The sequence below is a fragment of the Candidatus Enterovibrio escicola genome (assembly GCF_002464935.1).
GTDB classification, from domain to species: Bacteria; Pseudomonadota; Gammaproteobacteria; order Enterobacterales; family Vibrionaceae; genus Enterovibrio; species Enterovibrio escicola.
This window is the reverse complement of sequence record NZ_NBYY01000031.1, coordinates 45,277-63,427: the sequence shown is the minus strand read 5'-3', so window position 1 is coordinate 63,427 and position 18,151 is coordinate 45,277. Positions and strand designations below refer to the sequence as shown.

Annotated in this window: 14 protein-coding genes and 3 pseudogenes; 9 read left to right on the top strand and 8 right to left on the bottom strand. The window is 39.5% G+C overall.

What is annotated here, in order from left to right; genetic code table 11:
• Positions 1-99 precede the first annotated feature (99 nt).
• Positions 100-945: pseudogene (locus tag BTN49_RS22590) on the top strand (IS982 family transposase).
• 294 nt (positions 946-1,239) lie between these two features.
• On the opposite strand, the gene BTN49_RS10275 reads toward BTN49_RS22590, so the two are convergent.
• Positions 1,240-2,325, bottom strand: a complete 1,086-nt coding sequence (locus BTN49_RS10275) for a DUF2066 domain-containing protein (RefSeq protein ID WP_223823715.1) — start codon at positions 2,323-2,325, stop codon at positions 1,240-1,242.
• Positions 2,326-3,201: 876 nt separating this feature from the next.
• On the opposite strand from BTN49_RS10275, the gene BTN49_RS14210 reads away from it, so the two are divergent.
• Together BTN49_RS14210 and BTN49_RS22585 are read left to right on the top strand one after the other, a co-directional pair.
• On the top strand, positions 3,202-3,357 hold the full coding sequence (locus BTN49_RS14210; protein ID WP_158523735.1) for a hypothetical protein: 156 nt from the start codon (positions 3,202-3,204) through the stop codon (positions 3,355-3,357).
• Between the two features lie 215 nt (positions 3,358-3,572).
• Positions 3,573-4,368: pseudogene (locus tag BTN49_RS22585) on the top strand (IS982 family transposase); the annotation flags it as partial.
• Between the two features lie 611 nt (positions 4,369-4,979).
• Here the strand turns inward: BTN49_RS22585 and glyA are convergent.
• The 6 genes from glyA to gloB form a co-directional block, all read right to left on the bottom strand.
• Positions 4,980-6,230 carry a serine hydroxymethyltransferase gene (gene glyA, locus BTN49_RS10265; protein WP_097357098.1) on the bottom strand — a complete coding sequence of 417 codons (1,251 nt, stop codon included), beginning with the start codon at positions 6,228-6,230 and terminating at the stop codon, positions 4,980-4,982.
• A 483-nt stretch (positions 6,231-6,713) separates the two neighbouring features.
• Positions 6,714-6,860 carry a hypothetical protein gene (locus BTN49_RS14205; RefSeq protein ID WP_158523734.1) on the bottom strand — a complete coding sequence of 49 codons (147 nt, stop codon included), beginning with the start codon at positions 6,858-6,860 and terminating at the stop codon, positions 6,714-6,716.
• 509 nt (positions 6,861-7,369) lie between these two features.
• Positions 7,370-7,588: a hypothetical protein gene (locus tag BTN49_RS10260; protein ID WP_097357097.1), complete on the bottom strand. Its 219-nt coding sequence runs from the start codon at positions 7,586-7,588 to the stop codon at positions 7,370-7,372.
• 407 nt (positions 7,589-7,995) lie between these two features.
• Complete coding sequence (locus tag BTN49_RS10255; RefSeq protein WP_097357096.1) at positions 7,996-8,358, bottom strand: transposase; 363 nt, start codon at positions 8,356-8,358, stop codon at positions 7,996-7,998.
• A 236-nt stretch (positions 8,359-8,594) separates the two neighbouring features.
• Positions 8,595-10,163: a lytic transglycosylase gene (locus tag BTN49_RS10250; RefSeq protein WP_097357095.1), complete on the bottom strand. Its 1,569-nt coding sequence runs from the start codon at positions 10,161-10,163 to the stop codon at positions 8,595-8,597.
• A gap of 67 nt (positions 10,164-10,230) precedes the next feature.
• Complete coding sequence (gene gloB / locus BTN49_RS10245) at positions 10,231-10,989, bottom strand: hydroxyacylglutathione hydrolase (RefSeq protein WP_097357094.1); 759 nt, start codon at positions 10,987-10,989, stop codon at positions 10,231-10,233.
• 29 nt (positions 10,990-11,018) lie between these two features.
• On the opposite strand from gloB, the gene BTN49_RS10240 reads away from it, so the two are divergent.
• Complete coding sequence (locus BTN49_RS10240) at positions 11,019-11,768, top strand: methyltransferase domain-containing protein (RefSeq protein ID WP_097357111.1); 750 nt, start codon at positions 11,019-11,021, stop codon at positions 11,766-11,768.
• Here the strand turns inward: BTN49_RS10240 and rnhA are convergent.
• Positions 11,765-12,232 (bottom strand): ribonuclease HI, encoded by a 468-nt coding sequence (gene rnhA, locus BTN49_RS10235; RefSeq protein WP_097357093.1) that lies wholly within the window; start codon positions 12,230-12,232, stop codon positions 11,765-11,767. The genes BTN49_RS10240 and rnhA overlap by 4 nt on opposite strands.
• 51 nt (positions 12,233-12,283) lie before the next feature.
• On the opposite strand from rnhA, the gene dnaQ reads away from it, so the two are divergent.
• The 5 genes and pseudogenes from dnaQ (at position 12,284) to BTN49_RS10210 (ending at position 18,149) form a co-directional block, all read left to right on the top strand.
• The gene (dnaQ, locus tag BTN49_RS10230) at positions 12,284-13,006 is read left to right on the top strand and encodes a DNA polymerase III subunit epsilon (protein ID WP_097357092.1); all 723 of its coding nucleotides are present in this window, start codon (positions 12,284-12,286) and stop codon (positions 13,004-13,006) included.
• Positions 13,007-13,029: 23 nt separating this feature from the next.
• Positions 13,030-14,283 carry a TIGR03503 family protein gene (locus BTN49_RS10225; protein WP_241896503.1) on the top strand — a complete coding sequence of 418 codons (1,254 nt, stop codon included), beginning with the start codon at positions 13,030-13,032 and terminating at the stop codon, positions 14,281-14,283.
• 1,215 nt (positions 14,284-15,498) lie between these two features.
• Positions 15,499-16,345: pseudogene (locus BTN49_RS10220) on the top strand (IS982 family transposase).
• Between the two features lie 417 nt (positions 16,346-16,762).
• Positions 16,763-17,377, top strand: a complete 615-nt coding sequence (lpcA, locus tag BTN49_RS10215) for a D-sedoheptulose 7-phosphate isomerase (protein WP_097357091.1) — start codon at positions 16,763-16,765, stop codon at positions 17,375-17,377.
• A complete protein-coding gene (locus BTN49_RS10210; protein WP_097357090.1) occupies positions 17,370-18,149 on the top strand; it encodes a class II glutamine amidotransferase in 780 nt (259 codons plus the stop codon). Before lpcA ends, BTN49_RS10210 begins: the two co-directional genes overlap by 8 nt.
• The last annotated feature ends 2 nt before the right edge of the window (positions 18,150-18,151 follow it).

The window sequence follows — 18,151 nt, the reverse complement described above, 5'->3', positions numbered from 1 at the left end:
CCAGTAATTAACCTGAGTTGCGCATAAGAAATGAACTAAATGCCGAATTCGCAATCTGATCGTTTGAAAAAAACTATTGACTGCATAAGGACTTTGGCATTGAATAACTTAGACGCTGTTTTCGTCAATTTCTACCAGACTTTCCTCTCTGCATGGAAAAAACACCTCATTTTTCCGGTATCAAACAAAAAACAAGCCTTTTCGCCTCTCAGTTAGCGAAGTGATGACGAGGGTGATAGCTTTCCATCAATCTTGGTATCGAGATTTCAAAACCTATTACATCCACTTTGTTTGCCACTACCTCGCTAACGAATTTTCCGAATTGATCAGCCATACACGAATGCTCAAGCTCATGCAAGATGTTCTGGTTACATTGTGCTCTTACCTCACTCACCGTCAGGGATTACTTTCGTTAATTCGTCTAAGCTACAGGTTTATCAGAACCTACGTATTCTCAGACATCAGGTTTTTAAAGGTGCCGAGAAGCGAGGAAAATGAATGAGGAGGTGGTTCTACAGTCTCAAATCATACCTGATTATCAATGACCAAGGTGGTATTATCTCAGTAAAATTGATGACTACTAACGTGAATGATAGGAAGCTTGTGCCGGAAATGGCTAACGAGATTTTGGGGTGTTTATGCGGAGATAAAGGTTATATCTATGGTCCATTGGAGCAGGAACTTGCAGACAGGGGAGTGACACTTAGAACGGGTATAAAAAACATGAAACCCAAAGTGATGAAACTTTGGGATCGCTTGATGCTTCGGAAATTATTTATTATCTAACCCGTTTTTGACCAACTAAAAAATATATCCCAAATCGAGTATTCTCAGCACCGTAGTTGTATCAGCTTTATGGCGGGGCTCATCGTGTATTAATTTAAACCAAAAAAGCCGAGTATCAAGATGACTCAGCTTGATAAGCAGGCGTTTATGCAGATCTGAGGTTACTTAATTGAATACATGACCTAGTTCATATCTTTACCTTACTGTAGTTCGATGAAGACGATTGTATATTTCCATCGATTGAGTTGCTACTGATATCCGTGTCTTTTATCTACAATATTTACTACGGTAATAAGGGAGGATTAGAAACTAGGATTAGAATTGAAAATTGTCTACAGAGGTAAAAGAAGAAAAATCAGAGCTTGAAAAATAAATAAGAAACTACATTCTTTCTTGATCACCTACTTATATCATTATACATTCAAAGTAATTGGTGTTACCCGTGGAACGAGATTAACCATTCCACTGGAAACGAAGGATGGGTTCATTTGGTGTTTGTAGTACAGAATCAATAGATGTGACAGCATCGACACCAATACTACTTTTTCTACCAACGACTAAAGAGTCAGAGACCGGATTCCTATCAACCAGTGGTTCAATCCTGTCCTCCGTTGTTTCAATACGACGAAGACGATGTTCTGGCATTATTTCATTGTAGAATACGTTTTCTGATGCCAATAAGTTCACTCGAAACATTGCAACCCCCCCCATCAAGGATTCAAGATGCACAGTTGCCACTGAATTCAGCCCTTTCAGTATACGTTCAACTATGAAGAATGTTTCTGCAGAGTCGAGTCCAAAAATTTGTAGCTGTTTTTCACTTCTATTTTCCTCCCCTAAAGTTATACCGAGGTGCTGAGCATAGAAGTCAGATATATCGTTGATCATCTGAGAAAACATAAGAAAGCGAGACCCAAATGCATAACCTTCAATGGGTACATCATGTCCCATGGTTGTAATATTTGGAAATAGTTGCCAGCTTAATTCATTACCATATATTTTTACCACTGCCACCCCAGAGGGATTATAGCGAGCGCTGGCATCCTGAATTGGTTGCATAAAGCCACCCCATAGATCAGAAACCGAAATAGTAACTACATCGTCAAAGTCACCCACAGGGATGAGAACAGGTAAACCTCGGCGTTCACCCTGAACCTTTAACTCATCAATCAGATGTAAACCTGATTGCTCCCAAATAACATTACGTCGAGTAACTGTATTTTCGACAACCCAGAACAATATTTCTGGACGAGGCAAACCCCAATACGTCGTTTGCGCTTGCATCAACAGAGTCCGTATTTTGGCATCGTCAAACCAAACAATAAGGCTGCGTTGCCCGTTAATATTTCCGTACTCTAACTGAGTTATGTACTGATTCACAGTTGGAAATGCCTTTTGGATAACTAGATTTTCACTCACATTTAATTGTCCGGATGCTTTGATCAGTACGTCAACAAACACTTTTACCTTCGCGATTTGCTCAGTAGTTTCACTACTGTCATCTAATACTACTTCCGCACTGAAGATTGATGCTGCCATGATATCTTCTTGCTTTAAGACTAAGCTTAGAAGTAAGAATAAAACTCGTAACATATATTGGCCAGATAACTAAATTCTAAACATTCATGATAAGAGGAGGGCTATGCTGTAGCAATAGAAAGTCATGAGAATTTCATGAAACCGAATTTTAGACAATTCATTTCGTGCTGCATTACTGTATGATTTATCGAGAATACTACCTAATTTTATGGGAAACAGGATCTTTGACGTGAAGGTATCCAAGCTTTTTCATTAAGGATAGTGAGCGTTGTTTCCAAAATATGTGAATTAATCGCAATTCCTACGATTAGATCATCATGGAGTTAAGCGGGAAGTGATTATGGGGAAGGCTACGCATAAGATCAGCAACTGGAAACAATATAATCAAGCATGAGTAAACCGAGGCTCAGTCACTTTTTAGATAGACACCACTGCCATTAAGGTATGGCATTGTCTAAAGCATCACGTTCATCCTAGCCATGGGTTTATATTTTCCGATACCGAGATTGAAACGGCACTGATGGTGAAAGGTATTTTCAATATCCCCCTTCGTGGATGTAAAAGGCTTTCTCAATTCAATTTTCACGTTGATGAATGTCCCGCTGAAATCCCCTACATACACTTGCATTAGTAAGTGTTCGAATACCATATAAGTTAAGTACAGTTTGTCGAGTTGAATAGCTGTCGCCCACGTCGTTATTGATGCCACAGGTTGAAAGGTATACGGTGTAGGTGAATGGAAAACGCGTAAATACGGTAAGGAGAAGGGGTGTATCTGGCACAAACTTCATCTTGCGGTTGGTGTGTCTACTCATGCGGTTATCTCCACCGAGGTTAACCATAGTTTTTATGGGGGATAATTAGGTTTTACCTATATTGCTTAACCCATTACGGCAAAAGATATCGCAAGTCAGTACTGATGGAACCTATGACACAGAAGACGTACTGAATAACAAAGGAATAACACCCATTATTCCACCTCTAAGCAACGTAGGTTACTACGAAAATGATATCTTAAAAATGAAGCGGTAAAAGAGTTAAAAAAGCTAAATTAGCGGAGTGTAAAGAGGACAGTGGTTATCATAAATGCTCATTAGCCGACACAGCAATGCATCGCTATAAGCAGTTACTAAGTCCTAAACTTACTCTTCCTAATTAACCTAAGCTGCGTATAAGCAATGAACTAAATGCCAAATTCGCAATCTGACCGTTTGAAAAAAACTATTGATTGCATAAGGACTTGGGCATTGTCTGATTCAGACACTGTTTGCGTCGATGACGCCGATTTCTGCCAGACTTTCCTCCCTGCATGGAAAAAACATCTCATTTCTTCCGGTGTCAAACAAAGAAACAAGCCTTCTCGCCTCTCCGTTGGTGAAGTAATGACGATAGTTATAGCTTTCCATCAATCTGGATATCGAAACTTCAAAACCTATTACATCCACTTTGTTTGCCGCTACCTCACCAACGAATTTCCTAAATTAGTCAGCTACACGCAAATGTTCAAGTCCATGCAATGTATTTTGGTTTTTTTTGTTCTTACCTCACTTACCGTTAGGGATTGCCTTTGTTGATTGGTCCAAGCTACAGGTTTGTTACAACCTACGCATTCTCAGATATCAGGTTTTTAAAGGTTCCTCAAAGCGAGGAAAAGGAACGATAGGCTGGTTCTCCGCTTCAAACTACACCTTATGATCAATGATCAAGGTGCATTATCTTAGTCAAAGTGACGACGGCTAACGTGGATGATAGAAAGCCTATGTCAGAAACAACTGACGAGCTTTGGGTGTTTATACGGAGATAAAGGTTATATCTATGGTCCATTGGAACGGGAATTTGCAAACAAGGGAGTGACATTAATAACGGGTATAAAAAAGAATATGAAACCCAAAGTGATGAAAAGTTGGGATGCCTAATACTCCAGAAACGATGTATTATCGGAACCGTTTGTGACCAACAAAAAACATATCCCAAATCGAGCATTCTCGGCACCGTAGTTATATCAGCTTTATGGTCAACTTGCTGGCGGGGTTCATCGCGTATTAATTTCAACTAAAGAAGCCTAGTATCAAGATGACTAGGTTTGATAAGCAAGCGCTTAATTTATATCTGAGGTTAATTACAATGCTCAAGTTGGTGAAACCCTAGTAAATGTAAAAGCAATAAACACAGTCATAAGACTCGTGATGTCTATTTGCCAGCAGACAAATTAATACTATGAAAAAGATTAGGATCAATACGTTATAGGCCTGATTTAATCAACAACACCATGCAAAAAATCCTTTTGCGACTGGTGCTCTGATTAAAACGATCAGATCTCAATTTGGACATTTAGTTTATTTCTTATGTAGAGTTCAGTTTGATAGGTATATTTCACGGGGAATGTAACGACGTAATTGACATACTGATTCCCTACCGTAGGGCGAGTTTACTGATGCTATACTCGGTGTTATTCCTTTTTGATAGGGCTTCAACCAACAGAATAATGCTTTGATTATGACATCAGTAATGTACGCCGAAACTTACATTTCCAAGTTGATTAGCTATTGTACCTAATTAGTAGGTGGAAAATATAAATATAATGTATAATAAGAACAGATTGTTATATCTAAGTATCTGTATACCCATAGATGTTTTACTTAGCGGATGCTATCTTAAGAATAAACAGGCAGGCGCTTACAAATCTCCAGCACTTTGGTTTTTATCACGTCACTCACGTCCTTGTCCTTAATATCATCTAACACATCACACATCCAGTTTACCAATTCTTTCGCGTCTTCTTTTGTGAAACCACGACGTGTGATCGCAGGGGAACCTACACGAATACCAGAAGTTACAAATGGATTGCGTGGATCATTCGGCACGCTGTTTTTATTCACAGTAATGTTTACCAAACTCAATGCTGCATCTGCCTCTTTACCAGTGATATTTTTATCAATTAAATCAACTAAGAATAAGTGATTTTTCGTGCTGTTAGATACGATTTTATAACCGCGCTGTTGGAACTGTACCACCATTGCTTTAGCATTATTGACAACCCGTTGTTGATACTCTACAAACTCAGGCTCCATGGCTTCTTTAAACGCTACCGCTTTCGCAGCAATGATATGCATCAAAGGACCACCTTGACCACCTGGGAATACCGCAGAATTTAGCTTTTTATACATATCTTCACCTGCATTAGACAAGATCAGACCACCACGAGGACCCGCAAGAGTTTTGTGCGTCGTAGTGCTTACAACGTGTGCGTGTGGTACTGGTGTTGGGTAAACACCTGCTGCAATAAGACCCGCAACATGAGCCATATCAACAAATAGGTAAGCACCAACATTGTCAGAGATTTGACGCATACGCCCCCAATCTACAACTTGTGAGTAAGCTGAGAAACCACCGATGATCATTTTCGGATTGTGCTCAACTGCCATCTCCTCCATTTCATCGTAGTTAATTTGACCCGCTTCGTCGATACCATACGGAATGATGTTGTAGTACTTACCAGAGAAGTTAACAGGGGAGCCGTGGGTTAGGTGACCGCCATGCGCAAGGCTCATGCCTAATACAGTATCGCCTAAGTTTAGTAGCGCCATATAAACCGCGTTGTTCGCTTGGGATCCTGAGTGTGGTTGGACATTCGCGTATTCACACCCAAACAACTCACACGCCCTATCAATAGCCAACCTTTCTATTTTATCTACGAATTCACAGCCCCCATAATAACGCTTACCTGGGTAGCCTTCGGCGTATTTATTGGTTAACTGGGAACCTTGCGCTTCCATAACACGAGGGCTGGTGTAGTTTTCTGAAGCGATAAGTTCAATGTGCTCTTCCTGCCGTGCTGTTTCTTCTTGGATCGCAGCAAAAAGCTTTGGATCGTAATCAGCTATATTCATGTCAGGTTTTAACATTTATCTCTCCTGAGTTAAATTGTCCCTTAAGTTAACATTTACAACTAGTTGATTGAATGTTTCGTAAACACAAAACATTTTTACAATTTAGTTTTAACCTCGGAATAAGTTTATTTCCCCGCACTGGTAACACCCGTATTCATACGAAAGTAAACTTTCTCGTGGTGGTTATTTTAAACACCGAGATTTTACAAAATTTGTTGTACAACAGGTAGTTATAATAATACCTCTTTTTGTATCACAGCCGGTTATTTTTCGTTCTTTTTATGACTTAATTCAGGCAACGGTTTAATTCACCTTAGATCTTGGTTATATATTCAATGAGTAATCCTCAGAGATTATCGGCCATATCAAGCAATTCTTTGTCCTCAACATTGATTGTTGCTTCATTTATTGAAATAATACCGCCTTCATTTTTCATGAGAAGGTGAAGTGTAAAGCCATAAAACTATCTCATGACCTCTTACCTTGTTTAACATCCCCTTAAAATTCGCGATGCCGTAGAATACGTAAATTATGACAAACCTGTAGGTTAGTTGAATTAATGAACACATTGACTGGAGGTTTGGCCTGACAATGACTCAGAGAAGGATAAAGGGAAACTAGAGTACTTTGCATCAAGACAAGCATCCGCGTAGAGCTGACCAAATCAGGAAATTTATCTGTTAGGTGATGGTATACAATGTAGGTGTAAGACGTTTTATAATCAAGAAATCCAGATTGATGATAAAAATATAATAGTCATTATTACTTCACTGATTGAAAAGAGCAAAGATTTATTTCTTGTTTTGGCATCTAGAATCGGGTGCCTTTCCGATCATGTATTCAATAAATTGATTGTGATTTAAAGGGGTGTTGTTGATTAAATCAGGCTTATAATGCACTGACAAAAATCTTCTTTCCAGTTTTAATTTATCCGCTAGCGAACAGGTATCCCGAGTTTTATTACTTTGTTTATTTCTTTCACATTTACAGTGCCTCAGCAACTTATATAATTTTAATAACGAAGAGTGAGTTTAGGACTGAATAACTGAGTATAGCTATAAATTTCTATTTCGGCTAATGAGCGTTTGTGATAACCACTGTCCTATTTAAACTACGCCAGTTTGTCATCTTTCAACGCCTTTACAGCTTCATTTCTAGGATGTCATTTCTTCAGTACCCCGCGTTGCTTTGAAGTGGAATAGTGAGCTATAATCAAATCTGGGTATAGCTTTCAGAGCAGTGTCCTGATGATTGACGTTTATTTCACAAATGCCATTTTTGAATTTCACGCCTTTGATGATATCTGAGAGCAATTTAAAGCCTCTCAACCTATGCCAGTTAACCTCAGAGGTTTGCACTAGTTTGCAGGCCATTGCCAATGTCGTTTTTAGGCTTCCACAATTTTTGGTGTTGTTCGTTTTAGCCTCACCGTTGCAAATATTGATTTAATGTGGTTTGTCGTTCGAATATGTATTCAGTGCTCGGTGGAGAAATCGTAAAATGCCAGAATTTCTACTTTGTCTTTGGTCAGGCACTCCGCTACTTTTGGATATTTAGCACCATATCGTATTTTGAACTGTCCGAAGGCTTTATGTGCCTCTTGTTATGTCTCCGTCATCCAAATATCACGAAGCGCTTCTTTCATTCTTGGTTAAACGGATTTTGGGACTTTGTTTAATACATTGGCCGTTTTGTATACCCAGCAGCGCTGATGACGCGTCGTTGGACAATGCTTTATCACTGTATTTAAAAAACCGAAAGCACCATCAGCAATGGCGAGTTAAGGAGAGATATTGATATCTTGGCACGTTAGCTGTGACAGAACTTCAAGCCAACTAACCTCTGACTCCCTGTACCCATCGACAACGGCGAGTACTTCCTTGTAGCTGGTATTATCGACGCCTATGACAACAGGCAGGTAAAGTTTGTCATCCATTCTAACTTTGCAGTAAATATCATCGGCCAAAATATAGACATACCGACGTTTACTGAGGTCGCGCTTGCGCGACTGGTCGTATTCTACTTCCCACTGTTGCTTGAGTCGAGAAACACTGTTTGCTGACAACCGCTTGGCTTGCTTACCTAAGAGAGATTTCAGGGATGGCTGACACCGCCCGTGGAGATCCCACGCAGACAGAGCCAAGGGATAAGCGCTTCTATATTTTGGGTTTGCTTGATATAGGGCGTAACCAGTATGCTGTTGTACTTGATTCCGCCCCCTGTTCTTTCACCTAGAAATTTTCTCACAGAAACTATATGTGTGGTGCTTAAAGGCATGTACATGTATATGAAATGGTGCTTATCTGTGAAGTAGATGAGCAATGACTTTATGTAGATAACATGAAATTAGAAAATAGCATACCATTGGTTTGTCGATTTTTATCGTGTTTTTGAGTTAGTTTCAGATATGTCAATGTAGATCTTAAGTTTTTGTCTCAACTTGAGATACTCATGCTTTTTTAGGGAATTCCATTTTACTAACTCGGATACAGATACGTTATATTGTAAAGCAATACTACTTAATGAATCTCCTTCACGAATTGAATAAAGGATAGTCCGAATGAGTACATTGTCATCTGCTCTTTTCCACATTGTCAGTTTTTGTCCAATATGTAGTGGGTCTTGCAGATTCATGCCATTCCAGCGTGCCAAGTCTTTGTATGATATATCCTGTTCGAGAGAAATTTTCCAGAAGCTGTCACCTTGTTTAACCCTGTAACTCAACTTGTAGTCACTATTTTTCTTGCTTGAAAATTTAGCAAAACGTCGTAGATCATTCAATGAATATTTGGTTTGGACTTTTAATCCATTCGGTATTATCAGGTGTTGACCTGAGAGAATATTAGAGCTATCGAGGCTATTGGCAAGTTTTATCACTTTTATTGTTGTATGGTGACGTTGTGCAATGAGGCTCAAAGAATCGCCAGTTTTTACCTTGTAGCGGGTGATATTTATACTTTTATTACCATTATCCGAAAACGTTCGCTTAAACCTGTCAATTTTATTGTGAGGTAAAAGAAAATGTGTTGGGCCATTCGGTGATGTTACCCAATGATTGTAGCCAGGGTTGAGGCTTTTAAGTTCGGATAGAGATAATCCAGCGTAGTTTGCTGCCTGTGCTAAGTCCATTTGCACGTTAGGATCAACAGTCCCAACTACAGGCTTATTTACAATGGGGAGCAGAGATAATTTATATTTGTGTTGGTGTTTGATGATATCTGCAACTGCGATCAACTTTGGTACATATTCACTGGTTTCTTTTGGCAAATCGAGTGACCAAAAATCAGTTGGTTTACCCATAGATTTATTTTTACGGATGGCCATAAATATTCGTCTTTCACCAGTGTTATAGGCTGCTAAAGCATGAAACCAATTGCCATTAAATTTCTTGTGAAGGTACTCAAGTAAATCTAATGCAGCATCAGTTGACGCTATAACATCACGTCTACCGTCATACCACCAATTTTGTTTAAGACCAAAACGGTGTCCAGTGTCAGGTACAAATTGCCAAAGACCAGCTGCTTGCTCGTGTGAGTATGCAAACTGGTCGAAGGCGCTTTCAACTATTGGAAGTAATGCAATTTCAAGCGGAATACCGCGTGCTTCAACTTTCTCTGTTATCAGATATAAGAAGGGTTCCGCACGTTTGGCGACCGTTTCCAAGTGTTGTGGATGCTTGAGATACCAGTTGCGATAGTAGTTTATTCGTTGCTTATCTGGAACGGCTAACTCCAATTGCATCGTGATCCGATCCCAGATATTTTCTTGAGCTTGAGGTGTAACGGCATGAGGAATTGGATCTTCTTTTACCACGATGGAATTGGTTTCTATTTGTTGATTGGTGGTTGTTTTCTCTGGTATCATCCTTATTGTTTCGATGTTATTTGTCTTGGAGAGCTGACATCCTATAAGGAGAATCGAACAGGTTAGAACATATCGTAACTTCATACGTGACGACCTTTCAAAAAATGTCTGATACTGATCAGCCTGTAGCAGTACTTACAATGGGCGAATGTCAAAATTCATCTTTCCAGCGTCTTAGGGTTGTGAAAGTGTCAAGATCTGATGTGCATTCAACTCGGTGTTTCACTCCTGCTTTTACAGACGCATAATGGGTGCGTAGAAAAGGGTTAATGGATTTCTCTTTGCCTATGGAGCTTGGTATGGTACTCATCCCACTTGTGCGTAATACATTGACGTCAGATGCATACTGATTGAGTAGAAAATTATTAGGCTCAACAGCCAAAGCAAACTTTAAATTGGCTTGAGTATACTCGTGTGCGCAATATACCTTGGTATTGTCTGATAACAAGGTCAGAATTGTAAGTGATGCAAGCATCTGTGCCGGAGTACCTTCAAAGAGGCGTCCACATCCACCAGAAAAGAGTGTATCACCACAAAACAACATACCATCAGCATAATAAGCGATGTGGTCCCGTGTATGTCCAGGAACTTGGAAAACAGTAAAAATGGAATTAAACAATACGAACTTACCGTTGTTGCTTAGCGGGTGCGTGACATAAGGAAAACGAGTGGTGGTAGGGCCATAAACTGTAAGATCATGAAAACACGCCTTAAGCTTTGGGACACCACCAACATGATCATGATGATGATGTGTAATCAATATGGCGTCGAGATGGAGGCCTCGTTCTTCAAGGACTTCCAATACTGGTACGGCATTACCTGGGTCGATAATAGCACAATGATTATCATTAGCTTCTAGTAGCCAGATATAATTGTCATTGAATGCAGGTATGTTTAATATAGATAGCATTTTACTCTCCAGCTATGACATCATTAATTATGAAACTAGCATGTAGCCAACGCCCTTTAGAATACCCCTATACATGGGCTCAATTCGCACATGGCGAATGGGCAGGCTTGCATATACAAACGAGACTTGATGAGTGGCTGCCACGTATGTTCGGTTACCACATGCTCAAGCTTGGTGGTTTGAGCTGTGAATTGGTGAGCAGACATTGTAACATTCAGCATCAGGTCTGTATTGATAAGTTAAATCCCCTACGTAATGTCGAATCTGAAATCTATAATTTGCCTTTTGTTAGTAAAGCATTTGATGTTTGTATTCTTGCAAATCAACTAGATTATACTGATGATCCACATCAACTCTTACGCGAAATAGACAGGATCATGATAGATGATGGTTACCTTATTGTTACTGGTGTGAATCCGAGTAGTTTAATGGGAATTCAACGGCTTATTCATTTGCGTAAACATTGTCTTCCATGGAATGGACGGATGTTTACACCATTAAGAGTGCGAGATTGGCTGGGTGTACTTAACTACGAGATTATTGATCTGTCGTGCTTTGGTTTGATCCCAGCTACGAAACATCGAACCAGTGGTGCATGGATTGAGAACGCATTTTCTGGCCTTCTTCCCATGATTGGTTCGTTGTATTTCATTGTGGCAAGGAAGCGAACCTATCCGTTGAAACCAATCAGGCTAGAATGGAGATTGCGTAAGCGATTGTCCCCAGTCAGGGTAAATTATCGCACTGATGATACATTAGTGATATCTAGGGGTCATTAGTTGTTGGATTTGTATCCCTCGTCTGAATATATTGGTTTTTCTGCAGCGTGGCGAGCTAATTCATCGCAACGTTCATTTTCAAAATGACCTACATGGCTCTTCACCCATTGCCAGTTAACCTTGTGACGCTGACTTTCCTCGTCGAGACGTTTCCACAAATCTGCATTCTTAACAGGTCTTTTATCTGCTGTTTTCCATCCATGTTTCTTCCAATTGTGTACCCATTTGGTAATGCCTTGGAGGACGTACTGACTGTCTGTGGTCAACGTTATTGTGCAGGATTCTTTCAAACTGGCGAGCCCAATAATGGCGGCTAGCAACTCCATACGATTATTAGTCGTAAGGTTGAAGCCCTCACTGAGTTCTTTTTCATGCTGTTTGTAGCGTAAGACAACCCCATACCCGCCAGGTCCTGGATTGCCGAGACAAGAACCGTCCGTAAAAATTTCTACCTGCTTAACCATATTTGTTATTATTTAAGTAAATTTATCATCAAGTCTGACATAAGTGACGCTATGAAAGCCAGTTACGAAAGAATAATAGTTCTTGATACAGAAACTACGGGTATGAACCGTGATAGTGGACCTCATTATGAAGGTCATAGGATTATTGAAATTGGTGTTGTGGAGATTATCAAGCGTAAGCTCACAGGTAAAAATTTCCATGTTTACATCAAGCCAGATCGTGAAATTGATCCAGAAGCGATTGCCATTCATGGCATTACCGACGCATTTTTAGTGGATAAACCTACTTATGCAGATGTTCATCAGGAGTTCTTAGAATTCATAAGAGGAGCTGAAATAGTCGCGCATAACGTGAACTTCGACGTTGGTTTTATGGATCATGAATTCCAAATGTTGGGTAAAGGCATTGGTAAAACCCAAGATTTTTGTAAGATCACCGATTCTTTGGCCATGGCAAAGAAAATTTTTCCAGGTAAGCGAAATAATTTGGATGTACTCACCGAACGGTATGGCATCGATAATTCTCACCGTACGCTGCACGGAGCATTGCTAGACGCTGAGATATTGGCGGATATTTATCTGTTGATGACCGGTGGACAGACAGTACTAGTGTTTAGAGATAGCGATGAACACCATCAGGATGGAAAGTATATTCGACGTGTAGAAGATAGAATGAAATCGCTAAAGATCATCTATGCATCTGCCGATGATGTAGAAAAGCATAATGTGCGGCTAGACACCATTGAAAAAAATGGCAAATGTTTATGGAGGTAATAGAAGAGTTTATGAGAGGAGACTTGGTTGGGTTACTGCTTGTATTATTGATAATATTCAATGCCATGGCAGAACAAACATCAGATCGTGATATTCGCTTACTAAATAACCGATTTCGTATCGATGCTACCATCACACAAGTTACCTTTCTCATTTATCGCGAGAAACATAGTAAATCAGTTATTCTCATTCAGCCTGACGGTTTGAAATTGTATGCGTGGCGTCATCCATATACAGTCTCTTGGCATCAAGAGTATGATATGGATATCATATCTGTCTTAAACCCAATGCCAGGTCCTTGGCAAGCTATTGGTAAAGTAACTCCTGATAATAAAATTCGTATCCTTTCAAACCTGAGCATGAATGTCGATATTTTTCCTGATCGGTTGTATCAAGGAGAAAAAGTTAAATTTACGGCACGTTTGATGCAGGATGGTAATCCACTGAACCTTCGTGAATTTCTCGATAGTGTTGAACTTGCAGTCACATTTACTGAATTCATTGAAAGCATTGAAGGGATTCCCGTAGATCAACAACCAAAAACAAGAATATTAGGACGGTTTATTGATGATGGTTCTGGTTTAGATGAATATGCTGGTGATGGTGTATTCACTGTGGAATTGCCTGTTAATGTGATGCCAGGTAAATACCGAACTAGAGTTACTTCAGGAAACGGCGTGTTTTTTCGAACACTTGAGCAGGAAGTGTTAGTGTATCCTCCACCATTAATAGCTATGTTCAAACAAAGCCGTAAAAAAGAATTGCCACACCATTTTTTTGTTGAATCAGACACAGCGAGTATTGAACCAGGAACCATCGCTGTACACGCCGAGTTTACAGATAGTAATGGAAAATTATCGGTTTATCAGGGACAAGCTTCGGGTGAATATACAAGACTAACTTTCAATATTGATGATTCTAATGAGCCAGGCAGGCATAAGTGGCATGCTTGGCTTTATGCTACTGATAAGATCTCAGAGAGATCCTTGGTATTTGAATTGCCAGAACAAACTTTCACTGTGGTGGATTATGCCTCTATTGAGCAGGCGAAAATCGAGCGTGAAGTTAGCGAAGGCGGATGGCTGCATATTGAAAGTAAGAAACGGCATATATTGGAACGCGAGGAAGAAAGTAAGATCGCACTGATTACTATCATCGTTGGCAATATATTGCTTCTGGTGTTGGCTATTTTAACTTGGCTCATTATTCGTAAAATTCAAGCGAGGAAATTGTTTAATCCAAGGGAAGACAAACTGGATAAACCTCCTCAAGAATAATTTGCTGATAAATCAGCAGGTGTAGGAAACAAGATAGGTACAAATGAGGAATATGTGCTTCTTCTCTTTTCATTTATTTAATGTTGTTTACACGGTATAATTCGCAGTTTAATGTACCTGCGATGCGGGTGTTGTTAATTAAATTAGGCCTATAACGCACTGATCCTAATCTTTTTTACAGTCTTAATTTGTCTGCTGGATAACAGGTATACCGAATTTTATAACTTTGTTCTTTCACCTAGAAATTCCCTCCTAGAAACTATATGTGGTGGGGCTTAAGGCATGTCCTTATGACTATATTACATGTTGTTATAAGAACCCCAGACGTCAGCGTTATCTATCCAAGGAGTGATGCAATAAATCATAGTGAATTCTCACCTGTCTGTCGGGTGATTGTTTACGGTAAAATTATTAAATTTCTTCAGAAATTTAGCCTCCATAACTAATAGTTAGCATCTAGTCCTTTTAAAATGACCATTAAGGCGCTTAGGCTACGATGTAGCGTGTATTTCTAATAAAACTCAGGTTTTTTGACCCCAAAAAATCCTTAAGTATCTCAGAATCGTGCATAGCGCGATTTACAGGACGTTTTGTGCTCTTGTGTATTTCAAACAGAATTCCTCAGATAACGTTTAAAATATTAACTCTATAGCTAGATCACAATAAATAGGTATAATCCACATACTTATAAAACTGCTTGTCAATGGAACAGCGCTCTTTTCTTCTTACTTAGACTTCATTTTTGCCCATTTATGTTCTATTTGGTTAATATCGGGACTGTTAAGGAGGAAACCACTCTAAAGTACAACCACGAGATTTAATTGCTTTCAGTGTGTCGCTACTCTTATGAGTACTCGCATTATCCATAACAATCACAGCTTAATCTGGAACTTTCGGAAGTAAATCTTGTTTGATCCATGCATGAAATGCCTCCGCATCGAGACTTCCAATTACTAAGCGAAACGTTAGAAAAATATGATTGATGATAGTACAAATGGTGTTGACTTTTCCTTTCTAGTGCCCATCCTGAACTCCATAGCATGGACTTCCTTTTTTAGAGTGATCATACGTTCGAGGTATATTCTTGGCAGATTTACTTTCATCTAAGTAACCTGAGCTGCGTATAAGAAATGAACTAAATACTAAAGTTGCGATCTGATCGTTTGAAAAAACTATTAACTGCATAAGGAGTTGAGGAGGAAGAACTTATACGCTATTTTCGTCGATGTTGATGACTTTTGCCAGACGTTCTTCCCTTCATGGGAAACATACCTAATGCCTTCCGGTGTCAAACAAAGAAACAAACCTTCTCGCCTCTTAGTTAGCGAAGTGATGACGATAGTGATAGCTTTCCATCAATCGGGGTATCGAGATTTTAAAACCTATTACATCCACTTTATTTGTCACTACCTCATCAACAAATTTCCTGAATTAGTTAGCTACACGAGGATGCTCAAGCTCATGCAAGGTATTTTGGTTTCGCTTTGCTCTTACCTCACTCATCGTCAAAGATTGCCTTTGTTGATTCGTCTAAGCTACAGGTTTTTCACACCTGTTCATTCTCAGATATCAGGTTTTTAAAGGTACTGAGAAGCGAGGAAAAGGAACTATGGGGTGGTTCTACGGTTTCAAATTACACATTATTATCCATGACCAAGGTGGTATTATCTCAGTCAAAGTGACGACGAATAACGTGGATGATAGAAAGCCTGTGGCGGAAATAGCTGACGATATTCGGAGGTATTTATACGGAGATAAAGGTTATATCAATAGTCCATTGGAGCGGGAACTTGCAGACAAGGGAGTGACACTGATAACTGGTGTGAAAAAGAAACCTAAAGTGATGAAACTTTGGAACCGCCTGATGCGTCGGAGACGATTTATTATTAAAACCGTTTTTGACTAACTAAAAAATATATCCTAAATCGAGCATTCTCGGCACCGTAGTTGTATCAGCTTTATGGTCAACTTGCTGGTGGGGCTTATCGCGTATTCATTTCAATCAAAGAAACTGAGCATCAAGATGATTCGGCTTGATAAGCAAGCGCGTATGCAGATCTGATCTTGAATTAGCCCAATGAAATAAGCTCCGCGTTTTAACATCAAAATGAGGTATTCAAACCTGAATTTGTAAGTTGATTGGGTATATATACGTAATCTAAGTACAGATTTGTTTCCATGTTTGGTTTTCTTTTCCATCAATTTGTCTTGAATTGATACGAGGTCTTATTACATAATTATAAGTGGATTATTAATGAAATATAAAATTAGGATCCGTCATATTAAAGATTTACGCTATATAGCGTAAATCAAGAAACTAGGCTGAAATGTGTTTTATCCAGTTACTTTTACTTAACTTACCAGCTAAGTGGTAAGTAGCCAGTATATATCGATAATCTACAGTTTAATAGTAGTATACTACTTGAATAGTTGTTTTGTCGGCTTGTATACGCCCTTCAACGATAAATAGAGGGTTACCATGTACCAAGATCTCATTCGCTCAGAGCTAAACGAAGCAGTGTATGTACTGGATAGGTTTATTAAGGACGATAAGAACATCACAGATATTGAAGCAGCGGCGATGCTGTTGGTAAATACCTTCAATTCAGGTGGTAAGGTGCTGTCATGTGGCAACGGTGGTTCTCACTGTGATGCGATGCACTTTGCTGAAGAATTGACTGGACGATATCGCGAAAATCGCCCTGGTTATCCAGCGATTGCCATTTCTGATTCAAGCTACATCTCTTGTGTGAGCAATGATTTTGGCTATGAATTTATATTTTCTCGTTACCTTGAAGCCGTGGGTATAAAAGGCGATGTACTGTTAGGTCTGTCGACATCAGGTAATTCGGTTAATATTTTGAGAGCGATTGAAGCAGCAAAAGCCAAAGGCATGGAATCTATTATTCTAACAGGTAAGGATGGTGGTAAAATAGCAGGTCTAGCAGATATTGAAATTTGCGTACCACATTTTGGTTACGCCGATCGTATTCAGGAAGTACATATTAAAATTATTCACATCTTGATCCAACTAGTCGAAAAAGAAATGCTAAATCAGGCATTCTCTAAGGAAAGCGTGACAAGTTATGTGTGAACTTCTTGGTATGAGTGCCAATGTACCGACCGATATTTGTTTTAGTTTTACTGGTTTGATCCAGCGAGGGGGAAACACCGGCCCTCATCGAGATGGATGGGGCATTGCGTTTTATGAGGGAAAGGGATTTCGAACATTTAAAGATCCGGATCCTAGCTATAAATCAAAGATTGCTGAATTGGTTCAACATTACCCGATTAAAAGCCGTTCGGTTATTAGCCATGTTCGCCAAGCTAATCGTGGAGGGATCAGTTTGGAAAATACCCATCCGTTTACACGCGAAATTTGGGGACGTTATTGGACCTATGCACATAACGGTCAGCTATCAGGTTATGAAAATTTATCTTCTGGGCACTTTAAACCTGTCGGAGAAACAGATAGTGAAAATGTGTTTTGTTGGTTGTTGCATGAAATCGAACAGAACTATGCTGAAAAGCAAGAGAATATGACAGAAGTATTCCGTTTTATTGCTAGGTGTTGTGACAGACTGCGTAGTCTAGGTGTGTTTAATATGCTGTTTAGCGATGGTGATTATGTCATGGCATATTGTACAAGCAATCTTCATTGGATCACGCGACGTGCGCCGTTTGGCCATGCTAGCTTAATTGATGAGGATGTAACGGTTGATTTTCAAAAAGAAACAACACCCAATGATGTAGTGACGGTGATCGCCACCCACCCCCTGACCCATAATGAAACATGGAGCAAAATGCAGCCAGGTGAATACTGTGTCTTTCATCTTGGTGAAATGCTTACCTGCAATTCCAATTGAAA

Bases quoted from the DNA above. Each gene is read 5' to 3' on its own strand.
- BTN49_RS10275 (WP_223823715.1), bottom strand. From the start codon at position 2,325: ATGGCAGCATCAATCTTCAGTGCGGAAGTAGTATTAGATGACAGTAGT.
- glyA (WP_097357098.1), bottom strand. From the start codon at position 6,230: ATGTTAAAACCTGACATGAATATAGCTGATTACGATCCAAAGCTTTTT.
- BTN49_RS14205 (WP_158523734.1), bottom strand. From the start codon at position 6,860: ATGCTTGTCTTGATGCAAAGTACTCTAGTTTCCCTTTATCCTTCTCTG.
- BTN49_RS10260 (WP_097357097.1), bottom strand. From the start codon at position 7,588: ATGGCCTGCAAACTAGTGCAAACCTCTGAGGTTAACTGGCATAGGTTG.
- BTN49_RS10250 (WP_097357095.1), bottom strand. From the start codon at position 10,163: ATGAAGTTACGATATGTTCTAACCTGTTCGATTCTCCTTATAGGATGT.
- gloB (WP_097357094.1), bottom strand. From the start codon at position 10,989: ATGCTATCTATATTAAACATACCTGCATTCAATGACAATTATATCTGG.
- BTN49_RS10240 (WP_097357111.1), top strand. From the start codon at position 11,019: ATGAAACTAGCATGTAGCCAACGCCCTTTAGAATACCCCTATACATGG.
- rnhA (WP_097357093.1), bottom strand. From the start codon at position 12,232: ATGGTTAAGCAGGTAGAAATTTTTACGGACGGTTCTTGTCTCGGCAAT.
- dnaQ (WP_097357092.1), top strand. From the start codon at position 12,284: ATGAAAGCCAGTTACGAAAGAATAATAGTTCTTGATACAGAAACTACG.
- lpcA (WP_097357091.1), top strand. From the start codon at position 16,763: ATGTACCAAGATCTCATTCGCTCAGAGCTAAACGAAGCAGTGTATGTA.
- BTN49_RS10210 (WP_097357090.1), top strand. From the start codon at position 17,370: ATGTGTGAACTTCTTGGTATGAGTGCCAATGTACCGACCGATATTTGT.